This is a genomic window from Plantactinospora sp. CA-290183 (assembly GCF_050936375.1).
In the GTDB taxonomy this organism is placed as follows: domain Bacteria; phylum Actinomycetota; class Actinomycetes; order Mycobacteriales; family Micromonosporaceae; genus Plantactinospora.
Genome location: NZ_JBNJMX010000010.1, coordinates 31,642 through 52,509, shown reverse-complemented (window position 1 = coordinate 52,509; position 20,868 = coordinate 31,642). Strand labels below are relative to the sequence as shown.

Genomic DNA, 20,868 nt, shown 5'->3' with positions numbered 1-20,868 from the left:
GTCGAGCCCAGGGTTCCGGCACCGCTTCGCAGGGATCCGGACAGGGCCGGCCGCGCAGCGGGAGCCGGGGGTGCCGCGCCGGCACGATCGACGCCATGACGGATATTTCGTTACCTCGGCGGGTGGGGCTGGCCGGTAGCCGGCCTACCGGATCGGCGTCGCTGTTCATCGCGGTCGCGGTGACCAGGCTGGTGGAACGCCGGTGAACGCCCCGTCCCACGTCCACGGTCCCGCCGGCCCCCGGCGCCGCGGCTCCAGGGGGAACACCAACGGCCGCTGGGCCGGACCGCGACCGAGCGAGGCTCGCCGGCGTCATGATCACGGTGATCAGGGAGTGAGTATCGCGGCGCGCCGACGACACGCGGGAACACCTCCCTGATCACGGCGATCATGGACGGGGGGCCTGGCGGCAGCCTCTCGGGAGGTCGTCTGCCATCCTTGGGAAGGTGACGACCGGCCGCTCCACCAGACGCCGTACCCGCCGCCCGGCCCGAACCGTCCTCGTGCTCGTCGCGGTCGTGGCCCTCCTCGCCGTCGCCGCGCTGGTCGTGCTGCTGCGGTCGCCGGGTCCACGCCCGCTCTTCCAACTCCCCGTCGCCTGCGGCGAGAGCTGGCAGCTCGGCACCTATCCCGGCCACGACGACTACGACGTCGACCTGTTCCCCACCGAGGGCGAGGCATGGGGGCGACCGGTGCTCGCCTCCTACGCCGGCACCGTCACCGAGGCGGGGATCAACGGCTCCCTCGGCGGGCGTACCCCCGACAACCCGGACGGCCCGCGCGGCCGTGGCGGCGGCTACTGGGTGAAGATCGACCACGGCGGCCGGTGGGAGACGCAGTACCTGCATCTGCTCGAACCCCCGCTGGTCCGCACCGGTCAGCGGGTGGCCCGGGGCGAGCAGATCGGGCGACTCGGCAGCACCGGCAACTCCGGCGCCCCGCACCTGCACTACGAGCAGCGCCGGGGCTGGCAGAAGGTCGAGACCCATTTCGACGGCGCACCGTCCGGCATCACCCACGACCGCACCGAGTACACGGTCACCCGGACGAGCAACAACTGCGACGCCGGCTGACCGTAGCCCCGCACCCGGCACGCTGGCCGTCCCGGCGGCCGAGGGCGGACCGGTCGTTCGGGACGGCGGACGTCGCCGAAGCAGGCTCGGCAGCGAGGGCGCCGTCGGCCTCCGCTGTCCGGCCGTGTCCAGCCGTGTCCAACATCGCGGGTGGCGACCACCGCTGCACTGCCAGCATCTCCCACGTCCCCGGCGGATCGCCGGGCACGCCGATCCGAGGGAGGACACATGGGTTCCACCACGTCCCGCCGCGCGCTGGTCCTGGCAGCCGCGGCCGTACTGGGGGTGGCGATGACCGCCACCACGGCCGCCGCCGGGCCGGTCGACGCGCCGCCACCGGACCTCGCGGTGCAGCTGAAGGGTCCGGCGAAGCCGGTGTTCGACCGGGACGACGCCATCGCGGCCGCCATGAGGGACATACCCACCTTCGGCGGCGCGTACGTCGACCGGAAGAGCTCCGTCCTGCACCTGTGGCTGACCCAGCCGGCGACCGCCGACGTGGCCCGGTCCCGGGCCGCGCTGGCCGCCGGCACCGGACTCGCCGCCGCCGGTACGGTCGTGCACCGGGTCGACTACACCTTCGCCCAGCTCAACACCTGGCACGACGACATGGCCACGCTGCTCTCCCTACCGGGGGTGGTGATGACCGACCTCGACCAGCGGGTCAACCGGCTCACCCTGGCGGTCGCCGACGCCGACCGCACCGGTGCCGCGATCAAGGCGGGCCTGGCCGGTCTCGGCATCCCCCTGGCGGCGGTCAACCTCGTGCCCGGCGAACCGTTCCGTACCACCGTGCGGGACCAGACCCGGCCACTGCACGCCGGCACCCAGATCCAGTTCGCCCGCGGCGCCTCGACGTTCAACTGCACGCTCGGCTTCCCGGCGACGCGATCCGGCGTCAACGGGTTCGTCACCGCCTCGCACTGCTCGACCACCCGCAGCGTGGTGGACGGCGGCCGCTACTGGCAGTCCACCCGCCCCGCCGGCGACGCGAACCCGGTGGGCACCGAGACCGTCGACCGGGCCTTCTTCACCAGCACCTGCCCCACCGGCCGGCTGTGCCGGGTCAGCGACGCCAACTTCGTGGCCGCGCAGACGGGCGTCAACATCGCCCTGGGCCGGATCGCCCGGCCCCCGCTCAACAGCACGAACTGGAACGGCACCGACACCTTCCGGGTGGTCGCGAGGGGCGGCACCGCGGTGGGTGACCCGGTGCAGAAGGTCGGGCGTACCACCGGCCGGACCAGCGGCACCGTGACCGGTGACTGCGTCGATCTCAATGTCGCCGACACCAACATCACGCTCTTCTGCCAGGAGACGGCGACCTACCAGTCCGCGGGCGGGGACAGCGGATCGCCGGTCTTCGAGGTGACCAACTCCCCGGCCGCCAACGACGTGGCCCTGGTCGGGGTCCACTGGGGTGGCGGCGTCGTGGACGGGGTCAACTTCGCCGCCTTCAGCGAGCTGACGAACGTGGGCCTGGAGGTGGGCACGATCCAGGTCTGCGCCGCCGGCTTCTCCTGCTGATCCGCACCGAGCGCGGGCGGCCCGTCCCCAGCGGGCCGCCCGCCCGGGTGTCACCGGGCTGACGAGCGCCGCGCACCCTGTCGCCACCGCCGGCCCAGCCGGTTGGTCATCCGCTCGACCGGGCGCGTTTCCCGGGAGGTCGGGGCCCGGCGAGGGTGCGTTCGTCTCGGTTGTGGACATTGACCGCGGATCCGCTCTGTGAGATACAGATCATCACGCGTCGGCGGGTGAACCATCCGGGCGCGTCGATTCCGCGAAAGGCGAGGAATGGAACACGTGGCATCGCCGTCAGCTGCCCCGCCGGGGTCCCTCCCGGTCCGGTCCCCCGGCACGTTCGTCAGCCGTCATCGCCGTACCCTGTTCCGCATCCTGGCCGGGATGGCCGGGCTCGGGGTCATGCTCCCCGCGACGGCGGCCTTCGCCGACTCGCTGCCCAACCTGCCGGGGAACGCCGGAGGATACGAGGCATCGTTCTCGCCCGCCTACGACTACGACGGCGACGGCTGCTACGCCGTCGCGGCCATCAGCCCGGACGGCACGCTCAACCCCGGGCTGAACACCACCGGTGCCGTCAACGGCAGCTGCCGGGACCAGTCCGATCTGGACCGGTCCCAGACGTACGCCCGGTCGAGGTGCAACAACGGCTGGTGCGCGATCGTCTACGCCAGCTACTTCGAGAAGGACCAGGCCGTGCCCGGAAGCGGCCTCGGCGGCCACCGGCACGACTGGGAACACGTCATCTCCTGGGTCAACCAGGCGTCGAACCAGGTCGAGTACGTGACCACCACCCAGCACAGCAGCCAGCGGACGTACGGGCGCTCGGAGGTGCGTTTCGACGGAACGCACCCGAAGGTCGTCTACCACAAGGACGGCGCGTCGACGCACTTCTTCCGGCTCGCCAACGGCAACGACGAGCCGCCGGAGAACCACTACCACAACTGGCGCCAGCCGCCCATCGTGGACTGGAACGGGTGGCCGAGCACCGAGCTGCGGGACAGGCTGATGAACGCCAACTTCGGCTCCGCGAGCATCAAGATCAAGGATGGCTCGTTCGAATACCTGCTGAACGCGGCCAAGCCCGCCGGGATTCCGTTCGACCCGCAGGGCTGAACCGGAGCGATGGGGCGACCCGCGACCACGCGGGCTCGGGGCGCGGGTCAGTGCGCGCGCAGCGCGGTCCAGTCCTCGACCCGGGTGAGCGGTACGGGTGCGGGTCGCTCCACCACCGTCGTCAGTTCGACGCGCCGACCCTGGGCGGCCGACCGGAGAAGGGCGGACATCGTCTCCAGTACGTGCAACGCGACCTCGCCGCCGGCGCGCGGCGGACGCCGCGCGTCGGACGTGACGAGGTCGATCAGGCCGACCCCTCGGGATCCGTTGGCGTAGCCCGCCCGGGGTTCGAGAACGCGCCATCCGGGGCCGCCGAGCGCGAAGAGACGGACCTCGCCGTCGAAGTGGTTCGGGTCGGGCACGGCGAGACTCCCCGCCTCCCCGTGCACCTCGATCGGCGCGGCCGTCGTCGCGACGCCGTCGAAGCTCGTCGTGATGGTGGAGAGGGCACCGTTGGCGTGCTCGAGCACGCCGGTCACATGGCTGTCCACCTCCACCGGGATTCGCTGACCGAGGCGCGGGCCGGAGCCGATGACGCGCTCGGTGCGAAGCCGGCTGGCGGCGCCGACCACGGCGCGGACCGGCCCGAGCAGGTGGACGAGCGCCGAGATGTAGTACGGCCCCATGTCCAGCAGTGGGCCGCCGCCCGGGGCGTAGTAGAAGTCGGGATCGGGGTGCCACCGCTCGTGCCCTGCCGTGACCATGACGGCCGACGCGGAGAGCGGGCGCCCGATGAGACCGCCGTCGATCGCGGCGCGCGCCGTCTGCGTACCCGTACCCAGGACGGTGTCCGGCGCGCAACCCACGCGGACGCCCGCCGATGCGGCCCGGTCGATGATCGACCGTCCGTCCGGGAGCGTGACGGCGAGTGGCTTCTCCACGTAGACGTTCTTGCCCGCCTCGATCGCGCCGAGCGAGATCTCGGCGTGCGCGGCGGGGATCGTGAGGTTGAGCACCGTCCGCACGTCCGGGTGGGCGAGCAGACGCTCGACGCCCATCGCCTCGGCGCCGGGGATCCCAGCGGCGGCCGAGGAGCCTGAAGGCTGATCGAGGTCGGCCACCACGACGTCGCCGAGGGGTGGTCCGCGAGCATGTCCAGGTACGCTGGAATGAACAGGGCTGTTGCGACGCGGTGCAGGTCGCCCGGCATCCTCTCGATGACGGTACGCACGCTCGGGTGCTCCAGCACGTCGAGGCTGTGCCCCGGGGTCGTCACGACGACGCGCAGCGCCCCAGCAGGTCGATCGCTGGCGAGGCGTTGGCCCCGGTGCCGCCGGTGCCTCCCGCGTCGGGTGGGTCGTGGTGGCCAGTACGTCGATCAGGTCGTCGTGCAGCACCCAGTACTGCTCGGTGACCAGGTCGAAGTCCTCGATCCCGGCGGTGATCGGATGTTCCCGGCCGAGGTCGGTGATCCGTACCGTGTGCGGCAGGAAGTTGTCCTCCGGGCCACCGCGACGCTCGCACGGCTCCTTGCCCGGATGGGTCGCGAACTGGCCGCCGACCAGGTGCAGGTAGTCGGACGACGCGCGGAACGAGTCCGCGATACCGCCGTGCCAGCCGGTGAAGCCGGTCCCGGCGACGACCGCGGCGCCGAGGCCGGCCAGCTGCTCCGGGGTGATCTGCGACATCGTCACGCACTGCACGACGAGGTCGGTGTCGGCCAGCTCGGCGGCGTCGGCGTAGATCTCCGTCGACTCCTCGACGCGTACGGCATAGCCGCTGCGCTCGAGGAACGGGATGAACAACTCCGTCGCCCTGACCGGCTGGTGCCCCTCCCATCCACCGCCGACCGAGTGCCCTCGCTGCCACCCTCGCTCCCTCCCACGGTCCGTCTCGTCCCGGGCCGGCCGCCAGGCGGTGCCATGCCGGCCTGTCGACCACCGAGAGGTCCTCCAGGCTCAGGGTCAGTGTGATCAGGCGCCTGCGCATGTCGGAGTCTTGATCTTATCGGCACTTCGCGCTGCACGGCGGCATGCCGGTCGGCGCCGGAGCCGGGCGGGCCTGCCCGCGACGGCCCGGGTGCGGCCGGGCCGGCCGGGCGGTGACCGCCGGCTCGACGCGACGACGCGGTGGGCCTACGATGCCCGCCGTGGAGATCGTCAACCTTGATCCACAACCCGGGTCATCCGGCACCCCGGTAGCCGGCAGGTCCCCGAGAGGTCCGGCGGGACCGTGCCGGACGAGGTCGACGCCCGCATCGCGCCCGGTACGGCGGAGGGCGTTGACCGTCCGGGCAGCACCGGGAGTGTCCGATGTGGGTGTCGCGACCGGCGAGGGCGCCCGGCGGCCAGTGGACCGGGGTGGCAGTTCCTCCGCGCACCGCACTCGGAGCCGGCCCCCCAGCCTTCGCCGCCGAAGCGGATAACGCCGTTTGGTTCCGACTCTTTTGTCGCCACGGATGAAAGTGAAGGTGATCCTGTCGAAAGATCTGGACACATGAACGCCAAGCCCGTTAGGGTCGGTCAACATCCAGATGTTTCCTCGAGGTAACCGACGGCGCGGTTAGCTCACCGTCTGTGGGGTCACGGCTCGACCGGGGGGAGCGGCACTCCCCAGGGTCAGCGGTGCCCGCAGACCGACCCGGCGCGGCGGCGCGCCATGCCCCCAACCAGGCCGGTCCCCCAGCCCCGCGGTGACGCGCGGTCGGCTCCGGCCCGGAGGCGGGTCGGACCCCGTCCACCGTCCACACTCGATCCCCCACTCCGGACACGTTTGTCCACATGCTGTCGACCGTTCGCCGCACCACGATTTTCAGCGTCGCCGGCCACCCGTGCGCGTGGCCTGCCGCCAGGTCATCCATCGATCCCTCGCGAAGGCCCTACGGGACCGTCGAAGGCTTGTCATTTCCGCTTGGTATGTCCGACGCCTGCCGCTCTTCCCGCCGAACGCCTGCGGCTGCTCACCCGGCTCGCCGCGGGCCGGCCCGGCCGACCGATGACGGTGCTCGCGGCGGCGGCCATCCTGCTCGCCGGCTCCGCGCTGGTCTCCGTCCCGGCCGGCGCCCGCCCGGCGGACACCGAACCGGCCGCGACCAGCGCCGGCACGTCGGCGCGGCAACTCCAGGCCCAGGTGCTCACGTGGACGGGGGACAACAGCACGCAGGCGTACGCCTCCGCCCCCGCCACCGCCGTCGCCGGGGCGGCCACCCTGGTCTTCGAGAACAGCACCGCGACCGGCAACACCACCGGTATGCAGCACACGCTCACGTTCGACACCGAAAACCCCGCGTACAACAGCGATGTGGACGTGGACATCCTGGCCGACCCGTTTGACGCCAACCAGGGCCGGTGGACCGTCGACGTGACGCTCACGCCCGGCACCTACCGCTACTTCTGCGCGATCCCCGGGCACGGCACGATGAACGGCCTGCTCGTGGTCACCGGTGGTGGCGAGGACACGACCCCGCCGACGGTGACCGCGGCGGTGACGGGCGAACGCGACTCCGACGGCGCGTACCTCGGCGCCGCCACGGTGGCGCTCTCGGCTTCGCTCTGGCCACCGACGATTGCCTGGCAGCCGGCCGGGTGCGCGTACGCTGGACGGAGGTCCGTACGGCACGTACTCGGCCCCGACCCGCCCCGCACGGCTACGGTCACCTACCGGGCCACCGACCAGGCGGGCAACACCTCGGCGGTGCAGTCCGCCGCCTTCACCGTGGCGGCACCGCCGAACCCGGACACCACCGCCCCCACCGTGACCGCCGCGGTCACCGGCGACCAGGACGACGACGGCGCCTACGTCGGTGCCGCGACGGTGACGCTGTCCGCCACCGACGCCGAGTCCGGGGTCGAGCGGGTCGAATACTCCGTCGACGGCCAGGCGTACGCCGCGTACACCGCCCCGGTCACGGTCAACACCCCCGGCCAGCACACGGTCACCTACCGGGCCACCGACCAGGCGGGCAACACCTCACCGGTGCAGTCCGCCGCCTTCACCGTGGCGGCACCGCCCAACCCGGACACCACCGCCCCCACCGTGACCGCCGCGGTCACCGGTGACCAGGACGACGACGGCGCCTACGTCGAGATGGCGACGGTGACCGTGACGGCCACCGACGCCGAGTCCGGGGTCGAGCGCATCGAATACTCCGTCGACGGCCAGACGTACGCCGCGTACACCGCCCCGGTGATGGTGCACCAGCCGGGTGAGCACACGGTCAGCTACCGGGCCACCGACAAGGCGGGCAACACCGCCGCCCCGCAGTCGGTCACCTTCACCGTGGCCGGGACGCCGGACCCGGACACCACCGCGCCGACCGTGACCGGTGGCGTCACCGGTGACCAGGACGACGACGGCGCCTACGTCGGTGCCGCGACAGTGACCCTGTCCGCCACCGACACCCAGTCCGGCGTCGACCGGATCGAGTACGCCGTCGACGGCCAGGCGTACGCCGCGTACACCGCCCCGGTCACGGTCAACACCCCGGGCGAGCACACGGTCAGCTACCGGGCCACCGACAAGGCGGGCAACACCTCGCCGGTCCAGTCCACGACCTTCACGGTGGTCGGGGCGCCGAACCCGGACACCACCGCGCCGGCCGCGACCGCCGCCGTCACCGGCAACCAGGACGACGACGGCGCCTACGTCGGTGCCGCGACGGTGACGGTCTCCGCCACCGACGCCGGGTCCGGCGTCGACCGGATCGAATACGCCCTCGACGGGCAGCCGTACGCGCGGTACACCGCCCCGGTCACGGTCAACCAGCCCGGCCAGCACACCGTCTCGTACCGGGCCACGGACGTCGCCGGTAACACCTCCACCCCGAAGGAGGTCTCCTTCACGGTGGCCGCGCCCACCAACCCCGACACCACCGCACCCACGGTGAACGCCGCGATCACCGGACAGCAGGACGGCAGCTGGGCGTACGTCGGCAGTGCCACCATCGCGCTCACCGCCGCCGACACCGAGTCCGGTGTGCACCGCGTGGAGTACGCCCTCGACGGGCGGGGTTACGTGGTCTACGCCGGGCCGCTCACGGTCAACACCCCCGGTCCGCACACGTTCAGCTACCGGGCCACCGACAAGGCGGGCAACACCTCCGGGACCGGGTCCACCACGTTCACGGTGGTGGCGAGCGGGCCGCCGGCCCAGATCTGCCGGGTGACCGACACCCGCCCGACGGTCTGGATCGGCACGCTGAACAGCGATGTGCCCAACCGGCCGGTCGAGGCCGGCTGTTCGGTCAACGACCTCATCCTGGACGAGCGGAGCTGGCCCAGCCACGGCGAGTTCGTGGCGCACGTCGGGACGGTCGCCGAACACCTGCACCACCGGGGCGTCATCCTGCTGAAGGAACACAACGCCCTGCTGCGCACAGCCCGCGAGTCCGGCGTCGGCAAGCCCGAGGACAAGCAGGGCTACCAGCCGCTGCTGGACCGCTCGGCGGCCTCGTTCAAGCAGTGGGAGCAGGTCGGTGCCGGGGGCTTCGGCCGCAACGCCGACGGGTCGGTCACCAGCCGGGCCGTCGACGGCCTGGGCATGCTCTGGTTCCCCATCCGCACCTACGGCGACTTCTCGCTGAAGCTCCAGTGGCGCGACGACGCCCCGGGTGACGGCCGCGCCAACAGCGGGGTCTTCGTCCGCTTCCCGCAGGTGCACCAGCACCCGCAGGAGTCCCGCCCCGAGTGGGTGGCGATCAAGTACGGCCACGAACTCCAGATCTACGACCGGCCGGACGGCGACCAGTACAAGAGCGGCTCGGTGTACGGCTTCGACCGGGTGGACCTGGACGGCGCGCAGGTGACCCCGAAGGGCACCTGGAACGACTACGAGATCCGGGTCGTCGGCCAGCACTACTCCGTGTTCCGCAACGGCGTGCTGATCAACGAGTACGTCAACGTCCCCGGAGCCGTCTTCGACCCGCCCCGCGCGGACGATCCCGGTGGCGCCGGCCGCCAGCACGCCACCGGCTACGTCGGCGTGCAGAACCACGGCGCCAGCGACATCGTCAGCTTCCGCAACATCAGGATCGCCCCGCTGAACCCGTGACCCGGGTACGGCGCGCCGTCCTCTCCCCTCCCACCGGCATCCACGGTGGTGGGCCGAGCGATTGGATACAACGTTGGACAAGGACATGAACGACCTCGGTGAGTTCGTGCAGTCACGGGCGACCGAGCGCCCGGACACCGGCCCGGCCCGGCTCCTCGGATCGAGCGCCGGGCGGGCGGTGCTGGTGGTGGCGGTCCTGTTGGCGACGCTGGTCGGCGCGGGCGGGCTGGCCATCGCCGGCGGCACCACCGCCCGGCCGGCCGAGCTGGCCGCCGGCGCCGTCACCGGTGCCGCCGCCCCGTCGGCGGAGCGGCCCGAGGGCTGCGTCGCCCCGGATCGGCGCCTGGACCTGTACGCGGTGGAGCTGCCCAAGGACCCGGTGACGAACCAGGTCCGGCTCGGCTACGGCCTCACCCCGCAGACGGCCTCCTACCCCGGGCCGACGATGGAGATGATCGAGGGAGAGTGCCTGGCGATCACCCTGCACAACCAGGTGCCGGTCGCCACCCTGGAGGCGCTGCGCACCGACGCCGCACACCCGCTCGGCGTCTCGTTGCACGTGCACGGGGTCAAGTACACCCAGATGTCCGACGGCACCACGCACAACGGCTCGTTCGTGCCGCCGGGCGGGTCGCGGACGTACGTCTGGTACGCCAAGCCGCGGACCGCGACCTCGCAGGGTACGGCCGGCTACTGGTGGTACCACGACCACGTGGTCGGCGGGCCGCACGGTACCCAGGGCCTCCGCTCCGGGCTGTTCGGCGGCCTGGTGGTACGCCGGCAGGGCGACGTGCGGCCGGACCGGACCTACGTGACGGCCTTCGGCGACCGGCAGACCATCAACCTGCGGCGCAGCGCGGAGGCGGACACCTGTGACCCGGTGAATCCGGTGCCCGGCCCGACCTGCATCGTGGCCAAGAAGGGCGAGCGGGTCGAGTTCATCGTGATCGGCCTCGGCGACGACATGCACACGTTCCACGTGCACGGCCACTCCTGGGCGGACACCCGGACCGGCATGGTCGAGGGCGGCAACAAGGCACTGATCGACAACACCCCGGTCATCGACAACAAGACCCTCGGGCCGGGCGACACCTTCGGGGTGCAGTTCATCGCGGGCGACTCGGTGGGACCGGGGCACTGGATGCTGCACTGCCACATGCAGTTCCACTCCGACCTGGGCATGTCCACCTGGATGCACGTCCTCGACGAGAACGGGCAGATGCCCCCGCACGGTGGCGGCCACGCGCCGACCCCGCCGGCGTCGGGTTCCCCGGCACCGGCCGGCGCCCACGCGAACCACCGCTGACCCGGGCTCTGTCACCTCGGCCCCCAACCCCCACCATCCCGCGCCACCACCTGAAGGACTCTTCGTACCCCCTCTGGAGGAGGAGAAATGGCCCACCAACGCCATTTCCAGCTATCTCGATCGGTCGGACGACTCCGACCCGGCCCCGCCGACCCGCCGCCCGCCGGGGTACCCCGGTCACGGCGTCGCGGCGCCGGACCGTTCCGCCGGGCGGTCGCCCTGGCCACGGGCACCGTACTCACGCTCGGCCTGCTGACCACGCCGGTCTCCGCCGCCCCGGACCCGAGCGTCGGCGGGATAGCCCCGGCCTGGAACGGCCAGGTGGTGAACGTCCTGGTCTTCCACGGCCCGGCGGCGTCCCAGGAGGACCCGGTCGCCAAGGCCGTCAACAGCATCCGGAAGCTGGGCAGTGAGAACGGCTTCTACGTCCACGACTCGGACGACCCGTCGGTGTTCACCGCCGACAACCTGGAGCGCTACCGCAGCGTCGTGTTCCTGTCCGCCAACGGGGTGACGCTGAACGACGCCCAGGAGGCCGCCTTCCAGGCGTACGTCAAGGGGGGTGGCGGGTTCGTCGGCATCCACGACGCGGCCCGCGCGCAGCCCGGCTCCGAGTGGTTCACCGGCCTGATCGGTACCCGCCCGGCGGCGAGCCTGCCGAACGCGGAGGAGATCGAGAGCATCACGGCCAGCGGCAGCAACCCGCCGAACGAGGTCGAGGGCAACCTGATCGACGGGGCGACCGGGACCAAGTGGCTGACCCGGACCCCGACCGGCTGGGTCGCCGCCAAGCTCGCCGCGCCGAAGGCGATCGCGCAGTACGCGCTGACGGCCGCGAACGACTTCCGGGGCCGTGACCCGAAGGACTGGACCCTGCAGGGGTCGGCCGACGGCAGCACCTGGACGGACCTGGACCGCCGGACCGGGGAAACCTTCTCCCAGCCGTTCCAGACCAAGCAGTACACGTTCACCAACACCACGGCGTACCAGCACTACCGGCTGAACATCACCGCGAACAGCGGCGAGCCGATGATCCAGCTCGCCGAGTTGTGGCTGATCGGCCCGGACGCGGGACCCGCGCCGGAGAGCAAGGTGCAGGAGGCCGTGGTCGACGTGGTCGACCGGCAGCACCCGGCGAACAAGGGCCTGCCGCTGACCTGGACCCGGTCGGACCAGTGGATGAACTGGGACCCGAGCCCGGTGGGCAAGGTGCACACGATCGCCCAGGTCAAGGAGAACACCTACCAGGCGGGGCTGGGCGGCAACGGTGCCTTCCACCCGATCTCCTGGTGCCGGGACTACGACGGCGGCCGGTCGTTCTACACCGGCATGGGCCGTACCGAGGCCAGCTACACCACGGACACGAAGTTCCGTAGCCACCTGCTCGGGGCGATCCAGTGGACGACCGGGACGGTCCGTGGCGACTGCCAGGCGACCATCGCGTCGAACTACAAGATCGAGCGGCTGACCGCCACCAACCAGACCGGCCAGCTCGACCAGATCGGCGAGCCGCACGGCCTGACCATCGCGCCCGACGGCAAGGTCTTCTACATCGGCAAGGCCGCCTGCGCGACCGGGCCGGTCGCCGACTGGGCGGACCCGAACGTGGGTCTGGGCTGCGGCACGATCCACCAGTGGGACCCGAAGACCAAGCAGGTCAAGCTGCTGACCACGTTGAAGGTCATGGGCAACCGGGGCAGCGGCAGCGAGCTGGTGAAGAACGAGGAGGGTCTGGTCGGCATCACCCTCGACCCGAAGTTCGCGGAGAACGGCTGGTTCTACGCCTACTGGATGCCGCACGAGTCGATCGACCGGGAGAAGCGGATCGGTCAGCGTACGGTCTCCCGGTTCACCTACGACCACGACAGTCAGTCGGTCGACCAGGCCACCCGCAAGGACCTGCTGCACTGGGACACCCAGATCCACAGCTGCTGCCACGCCGGTGGCGGCATGACCTTCGACGAGTCCGGCAACCTCTACATCGGTAGCGGTGACAGCAACTCCTCCGGCGGTTCGGACGGCTACTCCGGGAACAACTGGACCCAGGAGTACGCCGGCGTCTCGTTCCAGGACGCCCGCCGTACCTCCGGCAACACCAACGACCTGAACGGCAAGATCCTGCGCATCCACCCCGAGCCGGACGGGACCTACACCATCCCCGACGACAACCTGTTCACCGGACAGGAGGGGGGCGGCGGCAAGGCCCGCCCGGAGATCTACGTGATGGGCGTGCGCAACATCGCCCGGATCGCCTGGGACCCGGTGAACGACTGGCTCACCGCCGCGTGGGTCGGCCCGGACGCGGGTGCCCCGAGCCCGGAACTGGGGCCGGCGAAGTACGAGACCGCGACGATCATCACCTCGGCGGGCAACCAGGGCTGGCCGTACTGCATGGGTAACCGGCAGCCCTACCGGGACCGCAGCAACACCGACGCCACGGTCCTGACCGGGTGGTACGACTGCGACAACCTCAAGAACACCTCGCCGCGCAACACCGGTCTGGTCGACATCCCGCCCGCCCGGGACAACATGATCTGGTACTCGCCGCAGGGTGGCGGCCCGGTCTTCCCGAAGCGCACCGACGGGAGCGGCCTGCCGACCTACAAGCCGGAGGACGCCACCTTCACCCAGCCGTACCTGAGCGGCGGCGGTCAGGCCATCATGGACGGCCCGACGTACCAGCGGGAGAACGTCGACGTCGACAGCGGCGTGGCGTGGCCGGCGTACTGGGACAACAAGTGGTTCATCGGTGACCAGTCCAACTCCAACAACCGCGTCGCCGTCACCGTCGACCCGAGCACGGTCGCCCAGGCCGGCGCGCCGGCCTTCGCCGAGGACCTGCGCAGCATCATCCAGGGCGGCACCGGCCCCAACCAGCTCGACTCCTGGATGGACGCCAAGTTCGGCCCGGACGGCGCGCTCTACATGCTCGACTACGGCAGGGGCTTCTTCAGCCTCCACCCGAACCAGAAGCTGATCCGCATCACCTACTCCGGTAGCCAGGCCACCCCGAACCCGAGCCAGGCGCAGGCCCGGTCGGTGTCGCCGAGCCAGCCGCGGACGGTCGCGTTCTCGGCCGCCAAGGCCGGTGGTGTGGCGTGGGAGTGGAACTTCGGCGACGGCAGCAAGCCCTCGACCCAGGCCCACCCGACGCACGTCTACAAGCGGTACGGCACCTTCCAGGCGACGTTGAAGACGACGTACGCCAACGGCGAGGTCGTGACCGGAAAGATCGACGTCGTCGCCGGTTGCACCGCGGCGGACGCCCGGCCGACGGTCTACCTGCTGGACACCGACACCGGGGTGGCCAACCGCCAGGCCGGCGGCGGCTGCACGATCAACGATCTGATCGACGACGAGACCACCTGGCCGAACAAGGCCTCGTTCGTCACCCACCTGGACGGGGTGCTCGCCGAGCTGAGCGCGGCACACGTGATCGACAACCGCGAGGTGACGAAGCTGCGCCGGGCCGGGGCGCAGTCCGCGATCGGCGCCACCGCCGGGTACGAGGCGATCTTCGACGGGTCGGCCACCTCGCTCGCCGGTTGGCGGCAGGCACCCGGCGGGTCGTTCTCACTGCGTCCCGACGGATCGATCCGCAGTTCCGGCGGGCTCGGCATGCTCTGGTACGCCGACGAGCAGTTCGCCGACTACTCGATCAGGATGCAGTTCCGGGACATCTCCCCGGAGGGCGTCCGGGCCAACAGCGGACTCTTCGTACGGTTCCCGGACCCGAGGATTCCGGTGGAGCAGCGCCCGGCCGGCAGTTGCGGCACGGTGGGGTCGGCCCGCAGCTCCCAGGCGTGGGTCGCGATCTACTGCGGTCACGAGATCCAGATCTACGACGGGGAGACGGGTGAGCCGCAGAAGACCGGCTCGGTCTACAACTTCTCGCCGAACACGCTGGACAAGGCCGGGGTGACCCCGAAGAACCAGTGGAACGACTACGAGATCCGCGTGGTCGGCCAGCACTACACGATGATCCGCAACGGCGTGGTGATCAGCGAGTTCGACAACACGCCGGGCAAGCAGTCGTCCCGCCAGGGCGACCCGCCCACCGACCTGCGGCAGTTCCTCAGCGGCTTCGTCGGACTGCAGAACCACGGCAACAACGATGTGATCGAGTTCCGCAACGTCAGGGTGCGACAGCTCTGATCGACGGGTGCCGGATACGGGCGCGACCGCCCGTATCCGGCATTCCCGCCGGGTCGGCCCGTCGATCGGCCGACCGGCACCAGCAGGCAGTTTGGCCAGCGCGTCAGCCGCGCTGAAGGCGGACCTCGCGGCCCTGTCCGCGCCGTCCGCACACGTCGGGCCGACCGGTACCGGCCCGCCCGCACCGGGCGGCGGCGCCGCCGGGATGGCGGTCACCGTGCAGGTCGGGCTCACCGCCCCATCCGGTTCTCGCCGTCCGTCCGGTTCGGGCTCGGCCAACCGGAGCGCCTGGTCGACCCTCCCCGTACCGCCGGCCGTTCGCGCCGCCGGGTGGCGGGCCAGGGTTGCGGTATCGAGACCGACGGAGCACGACCGAGTGTGTTACGCATGAGCTGGTGAGACGGGGCGTGACGTGGGCCCCGGACGCCGGCCCGGTAGATCCTGGCTTAACCTATAGGAAAATGCGTTTTGCTTGATTGGGGAGGATAGGCGGATGGTGAAGCTTCGGAGTGCCCGGCGTGGCGCGGCGCTGGCCATGGGCACGGTGTTGACGGTCACCGGCCTGGTCGGCTGCGCGAAGGAGGACACCGGCGGCACCACCGCCGACGGCGTGCAGCTGGTCCGGGCCGGCACGCTGACCACCTGCACCCACCTGCCGTACTCGCCGTTCCAGTCCAAGGACGCCAGCGGCAAGGTGGTCGGGTTCGACGTCGACATCGTCGACCTCGCGGCCAAGAAGCTCGGTGTGACCCAGGAGATCGTCGACACCCCGTTCGAGGGCATCAAGTCCGGCGCGGACCTCAACTCCGGCAAGTGTGACGTGGCCGCCGCCGGGATGACCATCACCGACGCCCGCAAGGAGGTGCTGGACTTCAGTGCCCCGTACTTCGACGCCACCCAGGCGCTCGTGGTGCTGACCGGCAAGCCGTACCGGACGCTCGCGGACCTGTCCGGCAAGCGGCTCGGCGTGCAGGGCGCCACCACCGGCGAGGACTACGTCAAGCAGCAGGTCCAGCAGCAGGGTCTCAAGATCGAGGTGGTCTCGTACAAGGACCTCGGCGCCGCGCAGCAGGCACTGGCCACCGGGCAGATCGAGGCCGCCGTGGGTGACCTGCCGGTCTGGAACGAGTACGTCAAGGCCAACCCCGGCAGGGCCGTTGTCGCGGGCGGCTTCGACACCGGCGAGCAGTACGGTCTCGCGGTCAAGAAGGGCGGCAACCCGAAGCTGCTGGAGACCATCGACCAGGCACTCGCGCAGGCGCGGGCCGACGGCAGCTATGACAAGATCTACGAGAAGTGGATCGGCGCGAAGCCGACGGTCTGACCTGGTCTGACGTGACGACATCGCCCGGCGCTGCCGGCCGGGTGAGCTGGGGGAGGCATGGCAGATCCTGAGACGCTGACGACCGGGGCCGAGGTCCGACCGGCCCCGGTCCCGCCGCCTCCTCGGCGCCGGCTCGGCCGCCGACAGCGGCAGCGGTTGTGGCGACTGGCCGGTTACCTGGTCTTCACCCTCGTACTGCTCGTCGTGGTGGCGGCGGCCGACTGGGGTCGCCTGGCCGACGCGTTCTTCCGGCTGGACATCGCGGGGGGCATGTTCCCCGAGGCGATCACCGTCGCTCTGCGTAACACCATCGTCTACACGCTGCTGGCGTTCGCCTTCGGGTTGGCGCTCGGGCTGGTACTGGCCCTGATGCGACTCTCGTCCGTCGGGCCGTACCGCTGGTTCGCCACCGGCTACATCGAGCTGTTCCGGGGGCTGCCCACCCTGCTGGTGCTCTTCATGGTCGGCTACGGCGTCCCGCTCGCCTTTCCCGACCGGGAGATCCCCGGCGGAGTGTACGGCGCGGTCACCGTCGGCCTCGGCGCGACCGCCGCCGCCTACATGGCGGAGACGATCCGGGCCGGGATCCAGGCCGTCCCGAAGGGGCAGCTGGAGGCGGCCCGGACACTCGGCATGTCGCACGGCCGCGCGATGGTCTCGATCGTGCTCCCCCAGGCGTTCCGGATCGTCATCCCGCCGCTGACGAACGAGATCATCCTGCTCACCAAGGACACCTCGCTGGCGTACGTGCTGGGGGTGACCGCGACCACCATCGAGCTGACGAAGTTCGCCGGCGACACCCTCAACACCCGGGTCAACCCGACCCCGCTGGTGGTCGCCGGCCTGCTCTACCTGGTGATAACGCTGCCGCTGTCACAACTCGTCCGGTGGCTGGAACGCCGGGCCGCGAAGGAGAGGTGACCGGCGGTGCCCGCGATCGAGATTCGCGACCTGCGTAAGGCGTTCGGCCGGCTGGAGGTGCTGCGCGGCATCGACCTGTCGGTGGAGACCGGCGAGGTCGTCTGCGTGATCGGCCCCTCCGGGTCGGGCAAGTCCACCCTGCTGCGCTGCGTCAACCTGCTCGAGGAGCCGTCCGCCGGATCGGTGCACGTCGACGGCGTGGAGGTCACCGACCCGGACTGCGACATCGACGCCGTACGGCGCCGGATCGGCATGGTCTTCCAGCAGTTCAACCTCTTCGGCCACCTGCGGGTCCGGGAGAACCTGACCATCGCGCAGCGTCGGGTGCTCGGCCGGTCCCGGGCCGAGGCGGAGCGGATCGCGGCGGCGAACCTCCAACGGGTGGGCCTGGCCGAGAAGGCCGACGCCTACCCCACGCAGCTCTCCGGCGGTCAGCAGCAGCGGGTCGCGATCGCCCGCGCGCTGGCGATGGACCCCCGGCTCATGCTCTTCGACGAGCCGACCAGCGCGCTCGACCCGGAGCTGGTCGGCGAGGTGCTGGCGGTGATGCGCTCGCTCGCCGCGGAGGGCATGACCATGCTGGTCGTCACCCACGAGATGAGCTTCGCCCGCGAGGTCGCGTCGCGGGTGGTCTTCATGGACGGCGGCACCGTCGTCGAGTCCGGTCCGCCCGAGGAGGTCTTCGGCTCGCCGCGCGAGGCCCGGACCAGGGAGTTCCTGCACCGGGTGCTCGAACCGACCCGGGTGAGCGCGGCCGAGATCGGCGCCGGCTCGCCGGTCACGCCCGGGTAGCGCGCCGCCCCACCGCCGGGTGGGCTACCGGCCCGGCGTGGTGCCGGTCGGCAGGGAGGCGCGGTCGGCGGCGTCCCGGCCGGAGTCCCAGCCCTCCCGGCTGTCCACCCGGCTGCCCCGGGCCCGGACCGTACGCGGGAACACCCGCTGCATGGTCTCGCGGACCTGCTCGTCCCGGGAGGCGAGCACCGGCAGCAGGTCGGCGGGGTCCGTCGCCGCCTCCAGCGCGGCCTGCGCGGCGCCGGCCAGTCGTTCGCCGATCCGTACCGCGAACGCCACCAGAAAGGACTGGCGGAACGCCCGCAGCCGGGCCCGACCGGCCTTGCCGCCCGGCGGCTCGGCCCGCGCCATCGCCCGGTGGGCCTGCACCAGCAGGGAGGTGTAGAGCAGGTCGACCGCGTCGATGTCGGCGTCGAAGCCGAAGACGGTGGTGAACGCCAGCTCCGGCGACCAGACCGTGTGGCAGCGGTTGGCCCGGGCGACGGCGTCCAGCAGCGAGGCCTTCTCCCCCTCGTACGGGTGGTCCACGCCGATCCGGCGCGCGAACGGCACCACCGTCGCCGGGGCACCGCCCCGTACGACCAGGAGCGCCTCGTCGAGGCTGTGCCGGGTGGCGAGTTCCTGGGCCTTGGCGGTGTACGTCTCCGCCTCGGCCGGAAAGGTCGTCGACTCCGCCTTGGCCAGCAGGGCGCGTACCCGGTCCAGCAGCCGCGTGTCGATCCGGGACGACCCGGCGGCGCCCGCCCGGTCGGCCGGGGTGACGGCGGTCCCCGGTGGCGGGACGAGCACCTCGACCGGCGGGAGCGCGGCCAGGATGGCGAGCAGGCTCAGCACCAGGTCGAGGACGGCCACCCGGTCGAGCCTCCAGCGGGCGGCGATCTCGTCGAGGTACGTCGCGTCGCTGCCCCACCAGAGCCGCGCGCCGAGCGTGTCCGCCTGCGCCAGCCAGCGCGGATCGACGGTGGCCCGGGGAAACTGCCGCAGGTGCGCGGCGACCGCGTCGGTCACCAGGTCGGCCTGCTGCGGCTGGCCGCGCCGGGCGACCACCCGGTGCAACTCGGCCGGCTGCCACCCGCCGCGCCACAGCCTCGCGCACGCCTCGTGCACCGCGGCCACCAGCTCCGGGTCGACCTCGGCCGACGGCGTGACGGTCAGCGCGTCCAGCCCGGATTCGTAGTCGACCGTTCCGACGAGAACCGCTCGGATCCGTTCCCGCACAGATGTCACCAGCACAAGGTTACGGATGCCGGGTCGGGCGTTTCACCGGATGCCACGATCAGTGCCGGGTCGAGGTGGCGCCGGGCGTGGCGCCGGGCCTCGGGCCGGTTTGCCGGCCGGATGGCACGGGTAGAGGCCGATCACCGTGACGCCCGTCACGTCCGTCCTCGCCGGAGGTGCCGCGCATGCCCCCTCGGACCGCCCGTCTCGTCGCGAGTCTCGCCGTGATGTCGCTGGTCGCCGGGTGCGGTCTGGTCGGCGGCGCCGGGGACGGGCGCGTCGAGATCGCGTTCTTCCAGTTCAAGTCCGAGGCGGTACAGACCTTCGACCGGATCATCGAGGACTTCGAGCGGGAGAACCCGGACATCCGCGTCGTGCAGGACCACGTACCCGACTCGGAGACCGCGCTGCGCACCCGGCTGGTCCGCGACGACGTTCCGGACGTGATGACGCTCAACGGCAACGCCTCGTACGCCGAACTCGCCCGCGCCGGAGTCTTCTACGACTTCTCCGGCCACGCCGCCAGCAGGACCGTCACCCCCGCGATCCTGGAGGTACTGGCCGAACTCGGCACCGCGAATCTCGGGGAGGTGAACGCGCTCCCCTTCGCCAGCAACGCCTCGGGCGTCATCTACAACAGGGAGATCTTCGCCGCCCACGGCGTCGCCGTGCCGAAGACCTGGGCGGAGCTGGTCGCGGCTGCGGAGAAGTTCAAGGCCGCCCAGATCACCCCGGTGTACGGGACGTTGAGCGACGCGTGGACCACCTTGGGCGCGCTCAACCCGATCGCCGCGAACCTGTCGCCGGACGACTACTGGGACCGGCTGCGCGACGACCAGACCTCGTTCCAGGAGGGCTGGCCCGAGGTGGCCCAGCGGTACGAGCAGCTCTCCTCGTACGCGCAGCGGGACAGGCTCTCCCGCGGCTACGACGACGGCAACCAGGCGTTCGCCAAGGGCCAGGCCGCGATGTACCTCCAGGGCAGTTGGACCATCCCGGCGATCCGGCAGTTCAAGCCCGCGTTCGACCTCGGCGTCTTCCCCATGCCGGCGGGCGAGGCCCGTCTGGTGTCCGGGGTGGACGTGGCGGTGACCATGCCACGCGAGCCCCGCCACGAGCGCGCGTCGTTGGCGTTCGTGGAGTACCTCGTCCGCCCCGAGGTGATCGCCGCGTACGCCGAGGAGCAGAGCGCGATCCCGACGCTGCGGGGTCAGGCGCCGGCCGACCCGGCGTTGGCGGAGCTGGCGCCGCTGTTCGCGCAGGGCCGGATCGTCGGCTTCCCCGACCATCAGATCCCGCCGGTGATCCCGCTGGCGCAGATCGCCCAGCAGTTCCTCATCGACGGCGACGAGCGGGCGTTCCTGTCCACCCTGGACAAGGAGTGGGACAAGTTCGCCCGGCGGCGGAACTGAACGGGCAGCGAGCGGGCCGGGGGCGACGACGGTGACGACGGC

Annotated in this window: 11 protein-coding genes and 1 pseudogene; 10 read left to right on the top strand and 2 right to left on the bottom strand. The window is 71.5% G+C overall.

Annotation, left to right across the window (positions count from 1 at the left end; genetic code table 11):
- Window positions 1-446: 446 nt before the first annotated feature.
- The 3 genes from ACQEUR_RS17310 to ACQEUR_RS17300 all read left to right on the top strand — a co-directional run bounded on the left by ACQEUR_RS17310 (window position 447) and on the right by ACQEUR_RS17300 (window position 3,710).
- The gene (locus ACQEUR_RS17310) at window positions 447-1,073 is read left to right on the top strand and encodes a M23 family metallopeptidase (protein WP_433031850.1); all 627 of its coding nucleotides are present in this window, start codon (window positions 447-449) and stop codon (window positions 1,071-1,073) included.
- A 228-nt stretch (window positions 1,074-1,301) separates the two neighbouring features.
- Entirely contained in the window at window positions 1,302-2,600 is a 1,299-nt protein-coding gene (locus ACQEUR_RS17305; protein ID WP_433031847.1) for a hypothetical protein, read from the top strand.
- Window positions 2,601-2,978: 378 nt separating this feature from the next.
- Complete coding sequence (locus tag ACQEUR_RS17300; protein ID WP_433031844.1) at window positions 2,979-3,710, top strand: NPP1 family protein; 732 nt, start codon at window positions 2,979-2,981, stop codon at window positions 3,708-3,710.
- Window positions 3,711-3,757: 47 nt separating this feature from the next.
- Here ACQEUR_RS17300 and ACQEUR_RS17295 read toward each other — a convergent pair whose 3' ends face one another.
- Window positions 3,758-5,455: a ThuA domain-containing protein gene (locus tag ACQEUR_RS17295; protein ID WP_433031841.1), complete on the bottom strand. Its 1,698-nt coding sequence runs from the start codon at window positions 5,453-5,455 to the stop codon at window positions 3,758-3,760.
- A 1,189-nt stretch (window positions 5,456-6,644) separates the two neighbouring features.
- Between ACQEUR_RS17295 and ACQEUR_RS17290 the strand changes: the two are divergent.
- The 6 genes and pseudogenes from ACQEUR_RS17290 to ACQEUR_RS17265 all read left to right on the top strand — a co-directional run bounded on the left by ACQEUR_RS17290 (window position 6,645) and on the right by ACQEUR_RS17265 (window position 18,196).
- Window positions 6,645-9,698 (top strand): annotated as a pseudogene (locus tag ACQEUR_RS17290) (OmpL47-type beta-barrel domain-containing protein).
- An 85-nt stretch (window positions 9,699-9,783) separates the two neighbouring features.
- Window positions 9,784-11,004 carry a multicopper oxidase domain-containing protein gene (locus ACQEUR_RS17285; protein ID WP_433031838.1) on the top strand — a complete coding sequence of 407 codons (1,221 nt, stop codon included), beginning with the start codon at window positions 9,784-9,786 and terminating at the stop codon, window positions 11,002-11,004.
- A gap of 87 nt (window positions 11,005-11,091) precedes the next feature.
- A complete protein-coding gene (locus ACQEUR_RS17280; protein WP_433031835.1) occupies window positions 11,092-15,159 on the top strand; it encodes a ThuA domain-containing protein in 4,068 nt (1,355 codons plus the stop codon).
- Window positions 15,160-15,652: 493 nt separating this feature from the next.
- A complete protein-coding gene (locus ACQEUR_RS17275) occupies window positions 15,653-16,483 on the top strand; it encodes an ABC transporter substrate-binding protein (protein WP_433031832.1) in 831 nt (276 codons plus the stop codon).
- Between the two features lie 57 nt (window positions 16,484-16,540).
- Window positions 16,541-17,404 (top strand): amino acid ABC transporter permease, encoded by an 864-nt coding sequence (locus ACQEUR_RS17270; RefSeq protein ID WP_433031830.1) that lies wholly within the window; start codon window positions 16,541-16,543, stop codon window positions 17,402-17,404.
- A gap of 6 nt (window positions 17,405-17,410) precedes the next feature.
- Window positions 17,411-18,196, top strand: coding sequence for an amino acid ABC transporter ATP-binding protein (locus tag ACQEUR_RS17265; protein WP_433031827.1), 786 nt, complete (start codon window positions 17,411-17,413; stop codon window positions 18,194-18,196).
- 24 nt (window positions 18,197-18,220) lie between these two features.
- Here the strand turns inward: ACQEUR_RS17265 and ACQEUR_RS17260 are convergent, their stop codons facing one another.
- Window positions 18,221-19,423 (bottom strand): DUF2786 domain-containing protein, encoded by a 1,203-nt coding sequence (locus ACQEUR_RS17260; RefSeq protein WP_433031824.1) that lies wholly within the window; start codon window positions 19,421-19,423, stop codon window positions 18,221-18,223.
- A 176-nt stretch (window positions 19,424-19,599) separates the two neighbouring features.
- On the opposite strand from ACQEUR_RS17260, the gene ACQEUR_RS17255 reads away from it, so the two are divergent.
- Window positions 19,600-20,826 (top strand): ABC transporter substrate-binding protein, encoded by a 1,227-nt coding sequence (locus ACQEUR_RS17255; RefSeq protein WP_433031821.1) that lies wholly within the window; start codon window positions 19,600-19,602, stop codon window positions 20,824-20,826.
- The last annotated feature ends 42 nt before the right edge of the window (window positions 20,827-20,868 follow it).

Coding starts and splice junctions, on each gene's coding strand:
- ACQEUR_RS17255 (WP_433031821.1), top strand. CDS start 19,600: ATGCCCCCTCGGACCGCCCGTCTCGTCGCGAGTCTCGCCGTGATGTCG.
- ACQEUR_RS17300 (WP_433031844.1), top strand. CDS start 2,979: ATGGCCGGGCTCGGGGTCATGCTCCCCGCGACGGCGGCCTTCGCCGAC.
- ACQEUR_RS17280 (WP_433031835.1), top strand. CDS start 11,092: ATGGCCCACCAACGCCATTTCCAGCTATCTCGATCGGTCGGACGACTC.
- ACQEUR_RS17275 (WP_433031832.1), top strand. CDS start 15,653: ATGGTGAAGCTTCGGAGTGCCCGGCGTGGCGCGGCGCTGGCCATGGGC.
- ACQEUR_RS17305 (WP_433031847.1), top strand. CDS start 1,302: ATGGGTTCCACCACGTCCCGCCGCGCGCTGGTCCTGGCAGCCGCGGCC.
- ACQEUR_RS17270 (WP_433031830.1), top strand. CDS start 16,541: ATGGCAGATCCTGAGACGCTGACGACCGGGGCCGAGGTCCGACCGGCC.
- ACQEUR_RS17285 (WP_433031838.1), top strand. CDS start 9,784: ATGAACGACCTCGGTGAGTTCGTGCAGTCACGGGCGACCGAGCGCCCG.